Below are 17835 nucleotides of genomic sequence, written 5' to 3'. Positions count from 1 at the left end.
ACACCATGAAAACAATAACACTCCCCTATTGGGGTCAAATCATTGGCTTAGTCAGTAAGGCTAACAGCACTCAAGCGGCAACTCAAAAAACAACCAAGCAAGATGGGCGCAGTCTTTTTATTACTCGCCAGCAGCAAGCATCTAATACGGTCTTATACATCCTTGATCAACAAGGTGAGCAATTTAGCTTATCGACAACTGCACTGCCTTGTGCGATGCAAGCCATCACCAAAATAGATGACAGCACTATTGTTATGATTGGTGACGATGGTCATCTTTATCAAACGGATTGGCAAGCAAAGAAAGTTAAGAAGACTAGTGCTACATCCTTGCTTGATGCACCTGAAGATAACAACAGTGCTATAGGCCGTGCTGTAGCAATGGCACCACTACAAAATGCGTTGGCTATCTTATATCCAAAACACATTGTGATATGGCCTTATCAGGACAGTCAAGCCAGCAGTACTGTCATCATTGAGCCTTATTCGTCTTCTATAGCAGCATCAAGTAAGGAGTCTGCATTAACAGCGCTAGCAACCTCAAATGATGGCTCGTGGTTAGTCGTAGCAGATAAAACAGGAGCTGTTAGTAGCTATCAATGGACCTCAGAGGAAGCCCAGCTCAATCTAAGTAGTCGCAAACAGCTCCACCAAGGTAAAGTAAACGCGCTTTGTTTTGAGCCAGTTGGGCAGTATTTCTTCTCAGCAGGCGCAGATAAGTGCTTATACCGTACTCATATCCAAGGCGATCTGCATCCTGTTGATAGAGCCAAGTCTAGCCAACACAGCGAAATGATCACGGCGCTTTGTGTCTCAGACACTCGGTTGTTCACTGCCGCCGATGACAAGAGCGTCAAATCATGGGCATTTGATAAAGGTCAGCCAAACAGCTGTAAAGAGGATCTAACCAAGGCTCGACAGATCGCCTTATCTTCTTACGCTGAACAACCAGCGCTCATCGTAGTCAGTGCCGATCAGAGCCTACGTTTCATACCTATTGACCATACTCAAAGTACGTCAAAAAATAGCAAGCTATTGCCAGTCACTTATATCATCAAAGATGGCTATCAGAGAATCAGCAATCTGCTCACAGATACTTCAAACAATAATGATGTGTCGTTTAAAGAAGGCTTGGCGCTGCTACAGGCACAAGCAGATAACCAAATATTAGAGCTGGTTAAAAAATCACTTGCTGATAGCGATACGCTCACGGCCAATCAAGCATTGCAATTGGTACAGTGGGTTGCTACTACTAATCTTGATAAAACTGCACAGGTTTTAGAGCAGCAACTAAGCTCGGCGCACAGTGCAAAAGTACGCCTTGCTGCTTTTCATGCCTTGGCCGACCGCGCAAGTACGGCAAAGCGCCCGCTGCATTATCTAGAAGAAGCCTTTAAAAACCGTTACTACGAAGAAGTGGTGGCTTCTGCGTTACAAGGTTACCTAAAGGTTGCGATGAAGGATGCCACCAGCCAGCGCCGCATCTTACCTATTTTAAGAGAAGCGTTGTCACACAGTTTTGCGAATATTCGTAAGCAAGCATTGGCGTCCCTTGAGACTTTATTGCCAGAGAACAGTCCGCAAGCAGATTTGATGGCCTTAGACTGCAATCAATCAGACATTGTCCAATCAGGGTTAATTCGTCTGTATCAGCGCGGCATGCTAAATCACCTTGAAGTCTCGCGTCAATTGATGCTGCTACAGCATCATCGTAATACAGAGATTAGGCAAACGGCGTTTTACGTCTCATTGCTGTCTCAGCCTAAATTGATAGAGGCGTTGAAACAGCAAGGTGACACGCAAACCTTACGTACCCTAACTGATTTTGATGACTTTCGCTTACTGCGTGGCACGCTATTAGATAATGCTAGCAGCACAGCGACCAATGATAAGAGTGTTAAACAATCAGAATCCGATGAGGCAATACGTTTAACCTTATCTACGCAAGATTTTATCTCGCAAGCAGATAGTACCCAAGCATCTAAGAGTAAGGCTAAAACGGCCAAATCCAAGAAGCCTGCTGCTGAATCTATAAAGCTAAGCAATGACACGTTAGAGCCATTATTACAAAGCTTAAGCAATAGTCACGAAGATATCAGTTTCCGAGCGGCTTATGCGCTGGCTTGCCTACAAGACAAACGAGCGTTTGGCACCCTGATTAGTCTGATGAGCCATGATGACAGCGCCATCATCCGTGCTGGTGTGGCCACCGCGCTTGGTCATTTAAATATAGAAGACGCCAAAGCAGTCCTACCGACATTACTAGATGATAAGGACGCTGGCGTGCGCCAAGTCGCCATGCAAGCCTATGGTAAGTTGTCAGACAATGCATTATCCTGGGCAGCGACGGGTTTTGCTTCTAAACATCAAGATATTCACGAGCAGTCTTTAGCGCTGTTTTTAAAGCATGTTGCACCAGATAGCGCAAATAGTGGTGATAGCAGTGATAAAAGCGCTCAGATGTCGTCAGAGATGACAGACATACTGCTACAGGCATTGAATAATCCTTTTACCAGCATTCGGTTAGAAGTGGTTAAAGTTCTATTAAACCGCCAATTTAAGCAGTCATCTGACAGCGCCATCGTTGACATCATTGAGCTATTGCAGCAAAGCCTCTTTGAAGATGTGCATCAAGTGGCGATAGAAGAATGGCAACGACTGTTGCTGTCGATGACATCGAAACATAAAACGAATAAAGCCAATAACACTGAAGAAACTAGCCACCAAAAGACCAATCAAGCTGTCCTGACCCTGTTCTTTGCAGATACGTTTGCCGCTATTCGTCAGCAAGCCTTTGACATCGCACTTAAGCAAAGCAAGCATTTAGGGTTTGCTGACGTAATGCTGAATGCGCTTGCCAGCCCTTATGCTGATACCAAGCAACTGGCCTTTACGACAGTGCAAGCCAGAGCGAATACGACTCAGCTGACACAGTTGATGCCAGCTCTAGTGGCTATGTTCGCTGATGACAGTATTGAGCTGCGCAAGCAAGCCTTGACGGTTGCTTTGGCGCTGACAGACTTACAGCCTACTATTTTAGCGAATAAAAACGGCACCGATGATCAACCGAATCAACACGAAGCATTGATTACCGCTGCCCTCAACAGCCCTTACCCTGATATACAGCTAACAGTCGCTCAACTACTGGCCAGTCAATCACGCTTATACACTGACGAAGAACAGGCACAGCGGAGTGATGAACAAGCGTATCAAGTCTTTAAACACTATCTAGAACTGCCTATGCCCTCTCAAGGTAAGAAAAGTGATAGCTATACCCAGTGGCACAGTCATGTTAGCCAAGCGCTGTTTGGCTTGTCTAAACTGGCATACCCATCAAAGCATGATGCGCTAGGTTGGTATGCTAAATATCTACACCACCCTGATGCTGATTTTAAACCTCTTGCACCAACGATTACGCAGATAGTTTCTTTTGAGGACATTGATCTACTGGTGAAATGGCAAAAAGATGAGCGCGCCATTATCAGTCAATCAGCCAGTTTGTGTTTGGCTATTTTGGGTGATGCTCGAGGGCAGTACTTCCTTACTCATAACATAAGAGACGAGACAGACAATCTGAGTACGCTTGTTGCACCGATGACGCCTACGCATTGGCTACAAGCGCAGCACGGTTTAGGTATTACACATGCACGGCAATTACAGCCTTTGTTTGAGTCAGAGTCCTATGCAGTAGCAGCCAGACTGTTATTGATATTTAATAACTTACAAGATGACTGGCAAGATAGCCTGCAAGCTACTAAAACAGACACTACTAGCACTGGTCGACCTAACCGACTGATAGAAGCCCTAAGCTTTGCGGATAATGACACGGCAGTAGTCTACGCCAATATACTCGCTCGTTACCCAAATGACGTACAACACCCTAATAACCAGCCAGCACTATCGTCAACGTGGCAGTACCTAAGTGATTACTTGTCACGTAAATTAGGCAGTGTTTTATCCGCTCACTCTGAAGTCATTACAATGATGATGGATGCCATGCCAAACATGGTAGATAAAGGTGGTGTTAAAGGACAGTCGAATAATACGGCCTCTATCCGAGCAAGTACTCTGACAACCGTCAGTACCGAAAACTTACAACAGCTCGCCAACCTCAGTTGCCATCAGCAGCCATCGGTACGCGCCCAAACTATCGATGTTATCTGCAACTTATCTGAATTACTCGCTCATGATTATTATGACGATGAGGACGATGTTTTTGAGACACTACAAAAATGGCAACGCAGTTTGCAGGCATTGTTAAGTGCTCACCCTGTATCAGCTTCTATTCAGGATGTTTCAAACGACGATGCGCAAACAGTAGGTAGCTCTCCTACTGACAAACAAGATAGTTCTGAGGTGCATTATCCATACCAGTCCCTTGCTTTTGGCGCTTGGATTGGTGTCATACGCGCAGGCGATGATTATTATACTAATAGCAGCACCACAGACCAAGCCATGCGAGGGCTAATGTGGCTTGCTACTCAATCATCGCAGCTTAACACCAATAACAACACTAATAACGATGAGGACTGGCGAGATAGTACCAGTCGCGTGTTGTTGCCACTACTCAACCACAGTAGTTTTGACACTCGTGAGTTGGCTTGGGCATGCTTGTATAAACTGGACATGCCTGCCAAAAAGCTGGCTGACTATGCCATGAGCACGCCCTACCGTGATATGGTCAAACGCGGCTTGGATCTATTGCTAGATACCGCAAATAATAATGCCGTACAGCAGCAAAGAAAACCATCGGATACAGCTACTGTCAGTAGTAGGGCTGATCAACAACTCATTGATTTATTAAAAATCAATAATCACACCTTAGCAGAAGAGACCTATCAGCTGCTAAAAGGCCGACTAGGCCATCTGCCTGCTAGCTTACTTGGGCTACAGACCTATTGTCAGTCGCTACTGCCTCAGATCGTTGCTGAATGGAAACAAGTCATCGTCACGCCCTTTGCAAACAGTCAATCGCCGTCAGTGCAGCGCCAAGACAAACTGACGTTTTTGCTGCACGCTGTGAAGAGTGATGATTGGAATGCAAAATATCAAGCACTGAGTCAACTGGTCGAGTTTCATGACGTACTCTTTGCGGACAGCACGCTATTTGATAGCTTATTTGATTTTGCTGAAGACGCTCAGTCCAGTAATGAGAGATATCGTAGCTGGAAATTACTTACTGAGGCACTCACGTCGTACCAATTCATCAATAAGAACACTTTAGAGGGTCGTTTAAATAGCAGCTTTGATATTGCGACTGCTGAACAGGTCGCCAATGAAGCGCACTTACGATTATTAGCCTTACTTGATGATCCACATATCAACAAACCTAAGCAGTTTATTTATTGGGATATCGCTGACCTACGTAACACGAATCTCGTGGCGCCATTACTACAGCGTTTAGAAAGTCTGTTTGAGCACACGCCGCAAAAAAATAAAGAAGAGCGTAAATATTTATTTGATACCTTAGTAAAAATCAGTGGTTACGATCAAAACATTGAGGATTATTTGGAGGAGCGTGAAGACACGCGCTGGTTACAACGTCAGCACCCTAGAGACTCGCAAGTCTTGTTGTCACTGTTTACTACGCTTATGAATCATAGTGATTATGCGCTTGCCGCGCAGCTATTACCGTCACTGGCATGGGTACAATCGGGCGATAGCGATTTATCCTCACGCATTGATACTGCTTTAGCCCTAGCCTACGAGCAGATGCCAGCTAACCATACCTTTAAATTGGTCGAGGCACTGGCATATCGAGCCAAAAGACGACATAGCAGCATTGCCTCATTACAAAACGCTCTACGCAATAAAGACGCTGATGTGCAATTTGCCGCGGCTGAAGGACTGGCTAAGTGTGGTCACGCTGATGGGGTCAATATCTTGATGGCAACGATAGATTACAACCCTGATGCTGAATTCCGCAGTTGCAGTGTGTTAGCCATTGGCGAGTTGCTAGGCAGCAGTGACCATCAAAACCAAAGTGATAACTCGCCTAATGCCAAAGCGCCTGTGAACAACGCTGATCAAAACTTACAGGTTCATACTTTATACAAAGCCTATGATAAGTTAATCAAACTGGCCGAAGATGATGAACATTACTTGCAAGACGTGGCTAGCGAAGCCTTGGGTCGCCTTGCACAAGGTGGTGATTTTGAACATAGCCCGCATATTTTTGAGCTATTAAAATCGCACTTGTCAGACCCCGCAATCCATTTCACCAATCCCGGCATTGTCCATTGGTTAAATGGACTGCGCTGGCTCAACACAACGCCTGCTTGGGAAGAAATACGCCACTATATACGCATTCATATCGATAAAGCCATATTCTTCCGTCCACAAAGGCATGCGGTATGGCTACTGCAGATGAATGATAGCGATGCCAATAAAGCATTAATTTTAGATATCTTAAAGCAAAACAACCTAGATCGTGCTGTGCTCATGGCGGCTTATACGGCATCACAGAAAACGTGGGGCAGTCTTGCGACGCAGATTTATCCTTATGATTGGGCAGCCATCCAAAGCCATAATAATGACTTTATAGAAGAGACTGAGCATTTGAGTCTAAAGCGTATCATTGATAATAGCAGCATCGATGAGCTGGCAGCATTTATCACCCAGTATGGCGCGCACTTACCAGCCGACACCTTGATGGCACTGCAAAATGCCATTATGGCCAAGCAAGACATGCCAACATCGCAGCTTACCGCGTTGATTAGCAGTAGTAACACACTGACACAGCATATTGGACTGTGCTATCTGACCCAATATCCAACTAGCTATTTAGACAAAGAAATGGTTGCGACGTTGCAGCAGCGTTTTGACACTGCAAGCGAGCAATGGCATACGCTTATCGATACCATCAACTGCAGTCCAACGACCATCAATAATAGTCAGTGGATTGATATGGTTGAGCAAGTGGGTGGCACCATCAGACAACTGGTTTGGCTAATCATGCGTCATATAGCCATTACAACTGCCAAAGGCGCTGTCGACAAAGCGGCTACTAAGCAGATCGCGGCAATGCTTGATTGGCTCAATGATGCTCGTCAACCATTGACCATCACCTCTATTCCACTGCTCTCTACGACTGTTAGCGGTTGGTGGCAGCAAGCGCTGTTAGCATTGCTGGCTAGACCTGCCGCTGAAGATAAGGTGCTATCAAGTATCTTGCCAACGTTGAGCGTTGTCTCGACAGCAACTCAATCGCAGCTTACTTATGACAACCAAGCCTTGCTAGGAACTGTGATTGCTCGTATTGAACAAAGCGGTACATCTACCCAAAAATCCATAATAACGGTAGTAAAGAATGCGCTAAAACATAAGGGCTCGTCTACCGAGATACCAATCAATCAGCAGCTACTACAGTGGATCAGAGCCAAAGACGCTGATGCACTCTATCATTGTGCGAGTAATGACAACATGGAGCTGACGGTTCGTATCCGTGCCATTGAAGCGCTTGGACAGCTACATGATCCAAATATTGAACAATGGCTGACGACGCTCATGGCACATGAAAATTCAGACATTCAGAAGCTTGCTTATAAAGTACTACGCCGCTGGCAACGTGCCATGATACGAGCGCAGCAAAAGCGTCCGTTGGCATATAGTCAGGACAGCAGTCAAAAAAGCAATCAGGGTGAAGGAGACAGTCAATGACTATAGACAATCAATTAGACCAAGCATCAGAAACAGAGTCAGAAGTAGTAGCAAACACTGATGGCCTGATGATGCAGTTGGACTACGCCGCACCTAGCCAGATTAGTCAAGTTAACGAATCGTCAGATTCATTGTCGGAGGCGCAAACGACCGAACACACTCAGCATGTGGCTCTATTTGCTCAGCTGAATCGATCGGAGGTTAACTTCCACGGTAAGGTCAAATCTCCCCTTGTCTTTCGTGACAGTTTGCTAGCCTTATTTGATGTGGTGAGTAGTGATTATCGCTATGTGCCAAAAGACCGCTCAGCGTACACGGTATTTATGCAGATGCGCCGTGCCAGCAGCAATAAAAACCTATTTACTGCGCAGCGTGATTATTTCACGTGGTTGTTCGACAATGACCCACTGGCTTTTTGTATTTTGGACCCGATTATTCAGGTGCATGAGCAAGGTGTTAGCTTTGAGGTATTTAGCCGTGATGAAGGCTGCTATGCTCAATTGACATTAACCAATGAGATTTTTGAGCAAAGTGCCGAAGCTACCCTTGGTACCACAAGTATTGATTATAGTGCGGCGTTGTTTAACGGTATTGAGAAAATTCGCGACCATCAGCAAACAATGTTAGACATTGGTCATGAAGCGGTCGGCTTACAATTACTCGAAACCATGCCAGAGACAGCTGAAGCAGATACTGATAGTACAGTGGCCACGCCCACCGTAAAAAAACAGATCATAGAAAAGCGCATTAATGTGCCTAAAAGCTGGATCAGAGCACTGTTACAAGTACAGTCTGCAGGTCAATTACCACAAGACACCATTCATCTTGATCCAATCGCACTGTATAACGTATTGTTTGAGCTGCGCATGCATGCTGATATCAAAGGCAAACGCCGAGGATTGTTGATTGAGCTTAGACCTCAGCAGCTGCCAGTGATTATATTAGAGCCTTTTGACATCACTGTTACTAGCCAAGTCAGCCAACAGCAAAAGCCCTATCAAGGTCAACAAGCGAAGCTGATTCGCTTATGGGGTCGCCGTCGTCTCAGCCTATTAAAACGTCTGTTGCCACATACTGACAGCGTTTCAGTATCGCTACTGGGTCAAGGCATGCCAAGCTACTGGACACTAAAAGGCAAAGGCTTTCATTTCACCTTTGCTATGACAGGCTTTAGCCAAGCCAATTGGTCACAGTCGTTAAACTTTGACTTGTTACTACCCAAGCGCCCACAGCAAAACACACTCAGCGCGGATAATAAGCAAGCACGTGAACAAGTAGCAGAAAGTACTGATAGTGGTTTAGTAAAGGTCGTTGATATTCTTACTCGCCGCCCAAGTACGGTAGAATCATTGACCCAGCAGCTATCAACGCAAGAGTCAGAATTAAAATCAGCACCTATCACGCAAGCCCAAGTGCGACAGTGGCTACTAGCAGGAACGCAGCAAGGCTTGATTCGTTATGATATCGCGCAAGGGAGCTATTACTATCGCCCATTGACGCAGACACCGCTTGATATGGCGCAGTTTGCTTATCACAATGAGGCAGAAAAACAGGCCTTTGATTTGATTGGCCGTGCGGATGCCGTGCAGAAGTTCTCTGTCGAGACCGTCGCTACTAAAGGCGTGAGCATCAGTGCTGATATCTATGTTGAAGAGGATCGACGTACTTACCACAGTCAGCTGCAACTGGGCGATGAAGCACTGGTCAGCCGAGCAGAATGTAGCTGTCCGCAGTATTTACAGCACCGACTCACACAAGGTGTGTGTGCACATCTCATCGCATTAAGGCTCAGTTACAACAATTACGACAGTACCACTGCCAAAAATGACAGCTGGCATGACACTCGCATATTGAGTCAGCGTGTACCTGCTCATCACCCTATTCGTCACTCTATTCGCCATTCCACTAAAGCTGCCACTCAGTATAAAAACGAGGCTATCACAGCATCTTCAGGCTTGGTGATGGACTTATCTGCATTGGCGCAGCTATCAGAACCATCTCTAGATAATACAGCAGAAAATATAAAAGATCGTATAAAAGAAAAGGCTGTGGTCGCAACAGATGAGACCTGTATTACTTATATCTATCTGACCATTGCACATAAAAAAATAACGATTGAGCAGACCACGGGCGATGACAGTACGCATCAGCACTTTGTGTTTAACCAACCTGCTCAAGCCAAAGCGGCTTATTTACAACATATTGCCAGATTTGAAGCCAAAGGCTTTATCGAAAACCAAGGGGTGTAAGGTATGACGACGCAGACAGAGCAGCAAAATGATTATATAACCCCTGTGCCTAATGCCACGCCCTTTGAGCGACAGTGGCAGCAACTATGGCAAGACATTGAGCTGGCAGGCGGACGCTATCAATACGTTCAGCAGCAGCTGGTGAAGAACGGCTTTATGGTAGATCGCCAACCTGTCGATAATATGAGCCCAAAAGAACGGGATCGCTATAAAAAAGCCTTGAAAAAAGAGGCAGCAGAAGAAAGAATCCTCAAGAAATCAGCGTGGCAAGCCTATAAAGCCCATCATATTGTCCATCTTGGTCACCAAGTTTACTGGTCAGATGACACCAGTACCGATAAATGGGATATCAAAGACGCTTCCAATCGGCTTATTGAAAATAAATTACCACTACTCAACAAGCATACTGAGCTGGCAGACGCAGTTAACCTAACCGTGCCCCAGTTGAAAGGACTCTGCTATCAAAGGGACGTCGCAACCAATCTGGCCTATTCGCATTTCACTATTGCCAAGCGCAATGGAACAGCGCGTCAAATTTGGTCGCCCATACCGCGTTTGAAGTTTGTACAGCGCTGGATTTTGAATCAAGTCTTAAACAACTTAACGACGCATGATGCCGCACATGGTTTTGTTCGTGGCAAATCCATCGTGACCAATGCAGCCGTACACAGCAATAGCGAGCTGCTTATTAAGCTGGATGTCAAAGACTTTTTTCCTAGTGTCAGTTGGCGCCGCGTCAAAGGCGTATTCCGTCATGCCGGTTATCAAGAACAAATATCCACGCTACTGGCGCTATTGTGCACCGAAGCACCCAGACAAATCATCAAACAAGATGGCGTTACCTACTATGTGGCATTGGGTGATAGAGCTTTGCCACAAGGTGCACCTACTAGCCCTGCACTATCCAATATCGTCTGCTTAAATTTAGATCGACGCTTAACGGGACTGGCTGACAAAATTGGCTTGCGCTATAGCCGCTATGCCGATGATTTAACGTTTAGTTTGCCAGTATCCAATCAGAAATCCAACACTGCAAAGAGCGATTCAGACACTAAGCACAACCAATTGATTGGTCAGCTCTTAGGATCAGTGAATAAAATATTGCGAGAAGAAGGCTTTGCACTAAATAATGACAAGACACGTGTGATTCGTACAGGTAATCAGCATAATGTTACTGGCATGGTCGTTAACGGTAGCGGTGTGCCAAGGGTATCACGCCAAATCAAGCGCATGTTACGAGCAGCCGTTCATAACTTAGAGTCAGGCGGCACATTACGCGCCGATGAGACTTTAAATACGCTGTCAGGATATGCTGCTTGGATAGCCTCGGCAGAGCCAGAGTTGGGACATAGTTATCTAGATAGAATTGAGCGTTTGCACGTGCAGCAAGAGACATCTGCATAGATATTTATTTATATTTATAAAAAATGAGTATTAGAAAAATTCTATTTCTAATACTCATTTTTACATCATTACATGTTACTGATGTAAAGACACTGATATAAATATAGCGCCATTACACCAATAAAAATGGTGCAGTACGGCTGTCTTTTGACTGAGAAACGTCATATGGCGTACCTTGAGCAACAATCATTCCGCCCGCATCTCCTGCCCCTGGCCCGATATCAATGATCCAGTCGCTATTGCTAGCCACTTGCATATCATGCTCAACCATGATGACGGTATTGCCCGCATCGACGAGACCATTTAACTGCGTCATGAGCATAGACACGTCAGCAGGATGTAGACCTGTGGTTGGCTCATCCAATATGTATAGCGTGTCGCCTCGTTGCACACGCTGCAGCTCAGTGGCAAGCTTAATCCGTTGCGCTTCCCCGCCCGATAGTTCGGTGGCAGGCTGACCCAGACGTAAGTAGCCAAGTCCAACTTGTAGCAATGCCTCTAATGCACGCAAAATAGGTGCCTCATCAACGAAAAACTCATGAGCCGCTTCAACCGTTAAGTTTAATACTTCAGCGATGTTTTTATCTCGATAAGTGATTGCCAGCGTATCCTCGTCATAGCGTTGGCCATGACAAACCTGACAAGGCGCATAGACGCTTGGTAGAAATAACAGCTCAACACTGACAAACCCTAAGCCTTCGCAATTTGGGCAGCGGCCTTTTGTGGTGTTAAAGGAGAACCTGCCAGCATCATAGCCATGAGATTTTGCTTGCTTGGTGGCTGCAAACAGCTTACGTACATCGTCAAATAAACCCGTATAGGTTGCCAAGTTAGAGCGCGGTGTACGTCCAATCGCTTTTTGATTGATATTAATAAGCCGACGGACGTGCTCCATGCCAGCGACGATTTCACCACCAATTATTGACTCAAGCTCTTGCTCTAACAAATCCGCTTCACCAATAGGCGCTTCTGTAACTGTCTTTTGTCCCAATGCTTCATTGATAAGCTCTACCAACGCTTGACTGACAAGGCTTGATTTGCCTGAGCCCGAGACCCCTGTGACGCTGGTCATGACCCCAAGCGGAAACTCAACGTCTAATCCTGTTATGTTATTTCGCTCAATGTTGGCAAGCTTGAGCCAGGCTGCTGGCTGCCTTGTGCTAGATTTTGACTGTGCGTTAGACGTAGCATTGGCAAATAGATATTGACCAGTATGCGACTGCGTAACTTCACGAAGTCCATCTGTAGGACCACTATAGACAATCTCGCCACCATGCGTGCCCGCCTTTGGCCCGACATCGACTACCCAATCGGCATGTCTAATGACACTCACGTCATGCTCAACGACAAACACCGAGTTACCAGCCGCGATTAGCTCATCTAACGCCCCTAACAATGCTTGAGTATCAGCGGGATGTAAACCAGCTGATGGCTCATCAAGAACATAGACCACACCAAACAACTGCGAGCGAATTTGAGTAGCTAAGCGCAACCGCTGTAACTCGCCAGGAGAGAGCGTCGGTGTGGTACGCTCAAGCGAGAGATAGCCTAACCCTAACCTTGTCAGCGCCTCAACACGAGAGAGAATGTCACTGGCGATACGCTGGGCGACGATGGCTTTTTCGCGGTTTGGCGTGTTATCAGCTACCTTGGTACAAGCGGTTACTTCTAATTTTTCCGCCATTTCTGTTAGCGTTAACTGTGATAGCTCGCCTATATCCAATCCTGCAAACTTAACCGATAGCGATTCTTTCTTTAGTTTTTTGCCATGGCATTCTGGACACTCAGATATCTGCATAAACTGCGAGACGCGCTTTTTGGTACGTGGGCTTTGAGTGGTGGCAAAAGAGTGCAAAATGAAGTTTTTGGCACTGGTAAAAGTACCCATATAGTTTGGCTTTTCGCCCTTCTCAATCGCATCGCGCGTTTGCTCAATATTGTATTCAGGATAGACAGGCACCGTCGGCGTATTATCCGTAAACAAAATCCAGTCGCGTGTTTTTTTCGGCAATGTGTGCCATGGTTTATCAATATCGTAACCCAATGTGGTCAATATACGGCTGAGGTTTTGACCTTGCCACGCTGGTGGCCATGCCGCAATCGCACGCTCGCGTATGGTCTTGGTATTGTCTGGGACCAGCAACTCTTCAGTGACCTCAAACACGCGGCCAATACCTGAACAAGTCGGGCAAGCACCATCTGGCGTATTAGGAGAGAATGCATCGGCATATAGTATTCCTTGATCTGCCGGATATTCTCCTGCTCGTGAGTACAGCATGCGTAGACCATTGGATATCGTCGTCACGCTACCCACGGACGAGCGCACTGAAGGTGTACCCCGCTTCTGCTGTAGTGCGACTGCTGGTGGCAACCCTTCTATAGAATCAACATCTGGCTCATCGACCTGATCAATGAGTCGTCTTGCATAAGGGGATACCGAATCAAGATAGCGGCGTTGTGACTCAGCAAACAACGTACCAAATGCCAATGACGACTTACCTGAGCCGGATATACCTGTAAAGACCACCAGCGCATTACGAGGTAAATCAACATCGACGTTCTTCAAGTTGTGTACGCGTGCGCCTCTGACCTGAATGTTTTCTTGGTCAGGGTTATAGAGAGCGTTCTTTACTGTGCTTGTTATACTTGTTTTTTCTTCTAATTTTTTTGGGTTTGCCATAGTGCTACTGTTCCTATTAACTTTTTGTTTATTCCTAACATGCCTATTTGTCTTTATTCAATTAGCAGAAAGGTTAACACGTACTCATGCAAGGCTATGGCTAGGCTTACGTATCAATAGCATAGATAGACAAAACGATAACTCAAGTCACCCAATCATTAATAATAATAAACCCGCAATTAATGCGGGTTTATTTAGCAAAAAATACTATCAGGATAATGGTTACTGGGAGATTAAGACACGGCTAATCGCATCAGCTGCGTGCTGATATAACCACCAAATGTCCCTACCGCATAACCTAAAATACCCAAGAATACCCCGACAGGAGCCAGTGACGGATGAAAAGCCGTTGCCACAATTGGTGCAGAGGATGCGCCGCCAGTATTAGCATTGGAGCCAACCGCCAAAAAGAAAAACGGTGCTCGAATGAGTCGAGCGACAGCAAAGATAATCACGATGTGAATACTCATCCATAACAGACCGATTAGTAATAGTCGCCATTGCGAGACGATACCGGCCAGATTAATTTGCATACCGATCGCGGCGATTAATACAAAGATAAATACCGTGCCTATTTTTGATGCACCAACATGATCAAGCCTGCGAATCTTAGTAAAAGAAAAGATGACGCCTATTAAGGTGATAATCACCACCATCCAAAAGAACGAGCTGGCAAAGCTATACTGTACTGCCCATTTGTATGGGGCAAAAAACCCTGCAATCTGTCCTCCGACGAAATGCGCCACTCCGACCATCGCAAAACATAAACCAAACATCACCATCAAATCATTGATGGTTGCTGGGCGCGCATGATCACGCTCATAGCTCTCGACGGCTTTAATAACCTTATCGATACTACTGGTATCCGCGCGTAGAAAACGGTCTATCTTGTCACTGTGTTTTGCCATCACCAAGATAGCCAATAACCATAATGAGGCATTGGTAGCATCAACCAAAATCATCATACCAAACAAATCATCACTGACCCCGAATAGCTCCTTCATCGCGGCTTGATTGGCTGCACCGCCGATCCAACTACCCGCCACCGCTGAAAATCCGCGCCATAGCGTGTCATCTGTGAACATACCAGGCGATATCCACTTAGCCACTCCTAAACTGATTGGACCGCTGATGACGATGGCGATACTCGCAGCGAAGAACATGGCGATCGCTTTCCAACCTAAGCCCAATATCTTGGGCACATCCATCGATAAGGTCATCAACAGCAAACTTGCTGGCAGTAAATAAGTCGCAGTAAAACCGTAAATCTGTGAGCCAATACCATCAGCGAAGACGCCTAAGCTATTCAGAGTGGCTGGTATAAAGCAGCACAACACAATACCTGGTAGTACCGCATAAAACCGTCGCCAAAACTTACCCGGTAAGCCTTGGGTATAAAAAACCAGACCAATAATGGCCATGATGATGCCAAAAGCTAATGGCAAATTATCAATTGCTAAATTTGAGGTGGCAGACATCAAGGTGCTCCAAGTGTTACAACGGGCAAAAGTAAATCAGTATAGACAAGGCAAAAAACTCATACAAGGACAAATACAGAATTATCAAACGCAAAAAAGCCAGATAACAAGTATCTGGCTTTTTTAGTGTTATTTTTAGACGATCAATGAATCAATCATTTTAATCGTCAAATATAACCGTATTACGAGTTGTTACCACGGTTGCCGCCGTTTGGACGACCTTGGCCACGGCTGTCAGAACGACCAGCTGGACGACCTTGGCTGCCGCTTGGACGACCGCGACCAGTTGCAGCGCGCTCACCACGTGGAACGCCAGTGCTATCACCGCGGCTAGGGCCACCAGTGCGCTTGCCTTGATAAGGCTTGCCACCTGAACGCTCATTTGGCTTACCAGATGAATCACGTGGCTTACCTTGATAGCCGCTGTCATTGCTAGCACGTTGACCAGTTGATGAGCTGTCGCTTGAACGACCACGAGCATTAGCAGGATTACCTTGATAGCCACCGCTTGAACGACCACGGCCTTGACCATTACCACCACCGTTAGAGCGACCACGACCACGGCCACGACCATTACCTTTGTTTTCGCTAGGTACGTAAGTTTTCTTAGGCTCCATGCCTTCGATGATACATACTTCCATTTTGCGATCTAAATAACGGTTGATGGCGTTAAGCTGTGGACGATCATCCATGCTACATAAGCTGATAGCGATACCAGTACGACCAGCACGACCACAACGACCGATACGATGGACGTAATCTTCAGTTTGGCGTGGAAGATCATAGTTGATAACGTGCGAGATTGCTGGGATGTCTAGACCACGAGCAGCAACGTCAGTCGCTACTAGGATTTTAACTTTACCATTACGCAAGTCTTGAACGATACGGTTACGCTTGCTTTGTGGCAAGTCACCATGTAGGAAGCTTGCTTTATGACCAGCTTCTTGTAACTGTTTTGCTAGTTTTTCAGTGCTACGTTTGGTAGCAGCAAAGATAATGATCTGTTCCATATCTTGCTGGCAAACGATTTTGTCAAGTAAACGGTTTTTGTGATCGAAATCATCACAGTAGTACACTTTTTCTTCGATGTGTGCAGATTCTACTTTGATTGATACACGCTCAGGGTTCTTAGTGAAGCTGGCAGCGATTTTACCTACTGGGCCATCCCAAGTGGCTGAACACATGATCGTTTGACGATCAGTAGGAGCGGCGCGCAAGATGTCACTGATGTCATCAGCAAAACCCATGTCTAGCATGCGGTCAGCTTCATCAAGTACCAATACTTCTAGGCTTGATAGATCAACACGACCAGCATTGATATGGTCAAGTAGACGACCAGGAGTCGCAACGATTACTTGAACGCCTTTTTTCAAAGCAGTGATCTGACCATTGTACGGTGCGCCGCCAACTAGTGGTACACAGAACAGACCGCGCATATCTTTAGAGTATGTACGAACGCTGTCATGTACTTGCTGAGCAAGCTCACGCGTTGGCGTTAGGATAAGTGCTTTGGTTAGTTTGTCAAAGCTAGTAGCACGGCTTAAACGGTCAAGTACTGGGATAACGAATGCGGCAGTTTTACCACTACCCGTTTGCGCTGACAATAAAAGATCACGACCTTCTAGAGCAAAAGGAATAGCTTGTGCTTGGATAGGCGTTGGGTTGGTGTAACCACTGCGATCAAGTGCAGTTAGAATAGGCTTAGCGATGCCAAGATCAGTAAAAGTAACTTGGTTTTCGTCAACAGCGTCAGTAGTAGCCGCTTGAGTGTCAGTGTTTGGGGTGTCAGTGCTTTCGATGATACCGTTTTCAGCGGCGATTGCAGATAAGATGTCAGTCATAGTAATCCTTGGTAAGTATAAGCTGCTGTAAATTCAGCAAACTTGATGCATACCACTGATAACCGTTCACCACGCTGCCTTTATTAAAGAATCACCGGACCACTGTAGGAGTGTCGATAATCAGAAACCCAGCCAATAGAGCTGTTGTTTCTACAATAAATGCGTTCGTGCTGTCTGACGTATTTTGGTGGTAGTGCCGAGTGTCTTATCCTTGCTTGATATACGCGCATTATCGATGCTTTGTCTAAAGCAGATAAAGGCAAACAGCAACCAATCTAATCCATACTTATGGAACAGTAGATAAGATATGAGTCAAAAATAACGGATATTTTAAAAGGTTATTTAAGTACACAAAATCATCGGCAACAATTACTTATGGTCATCCTAGACCCAAAATCGCAGGCGATGTTATCAATCTCATAATTCACGAAAGCTATAAGCTAACGTGGCGACGTAGTATATCATAATAAAAGTACAACTGTACCTATTTTTTCACATAATTATTAAATAAGACTTAGCCAATAA

6 protein-coding genes are annotated in these 17835 nt (G+C 45.7%); 3 read left to right on the top strand and 3 right to left on the bottom strand.

Translation table 11 applies throughout. From position 1 onward, the window contains the following. Positions 1-5: 5 nt before the first annotated feature. Genes AAEY75_RS00175 through AAEY75_RS00165 form a run of 3 tightly spaced genes read left to right on the top strand, consistent with a single transcriptional unit; the run spans position 6 to position 11311 of the window. Positions 6-7658, top strand: a complete 7653-nt coding sequence (locus AAEY75_RS00175) for a HEAT repeat domain-containing protein (RefSeq protein WP_352257601.1) — start codon at positions 6-8, stop codon at positions 7656-7658. Beyond that, complete coding sequence (locus AAEY75_RS00170; RefSeq protein ID WP_352257599.1) at positions 7655-9907, top strand: hypothetical protein; 2253 nt, start codon at positions 7655-7657, stop codon at positions 9905-9907. The genes AAEY75_RS00175 and AAEY75_RS00170 overlap by 4 nt, the downstream gene beginning before the upstream one ends. A 3-nt stretch (positions 9908-9910) precedes the next feature. Then, entirely contained in the window at positions 9911-11311 is a 1401-nt protein-coding gene (locus AAEY75_RS00165; RefSeq protein WP_197217284.1) for a reverse transcriptase family protein, read from the top strand. A gap of 112 nt (positions 11312-11423) precedes the next feature. Here AAEY75_RS00165 and uvrA read toward each other — a convergent pair whose 3' ends face one another. The 3 genes from uvrA to csdA form a co-directional block, all read right to left on the bottom strand. Continuing rightward, positions 11424-13991 carry an excinuclease ABC subunit UvrA gene (gene uvrA, locus AAEY75_RS00160; RefSeq protein WP_352257597.1) on the bottom strand — a complete coding sequence of 856 codons (2568 nt, stop codon included), beginning with the start codon at positions 13989-13991 and terminating at the stop codon, positions 11424-11426. Between the two features lie 233 nt (positions 13992-14224). Further along, on the bottom strand, positions 14225-15469 hold the full coding sequence (locus AAEY75_RS00155; RefSeq protein ID WP_197217288.1) for a DUF819 family protein: 1245 nt from the start codon (positions 15467-15469) through the stop codon (positions 14225-14227). 182 nt (positions 15470-15651) lie between these two features. Next, positions 15652-17310 carry a DEAD/DEAH box helicase CsdA gene (gene csdA / locus AAEY75_RS00150; protein ID WP_201551252.1) on the bottom strand — a complete coding sequence of 553 codons (1659 nt, stop codon included), beginning with the start codon at positions 17308-17310 and terminating at the stop codon, positions 15652-15654. Between the last annotated feature and the right edge of the window lie 525 nt (positions 17311-17835).

Source organism: Psychrobacter sp. TB55-MNA-CIBAN-0194, assembly GCF_040309505.1.
Classification (GTDB): domain Bacteria; phylum Pseudomonadota; class Gammaproteobacteria; order Pseudomonadales; family Moraxellaceae; genus Psychrobacter; species Psychrobacter fozii.
This window is presented reverse-complemented; position numbering and strand designations above follow the sequence as displayed.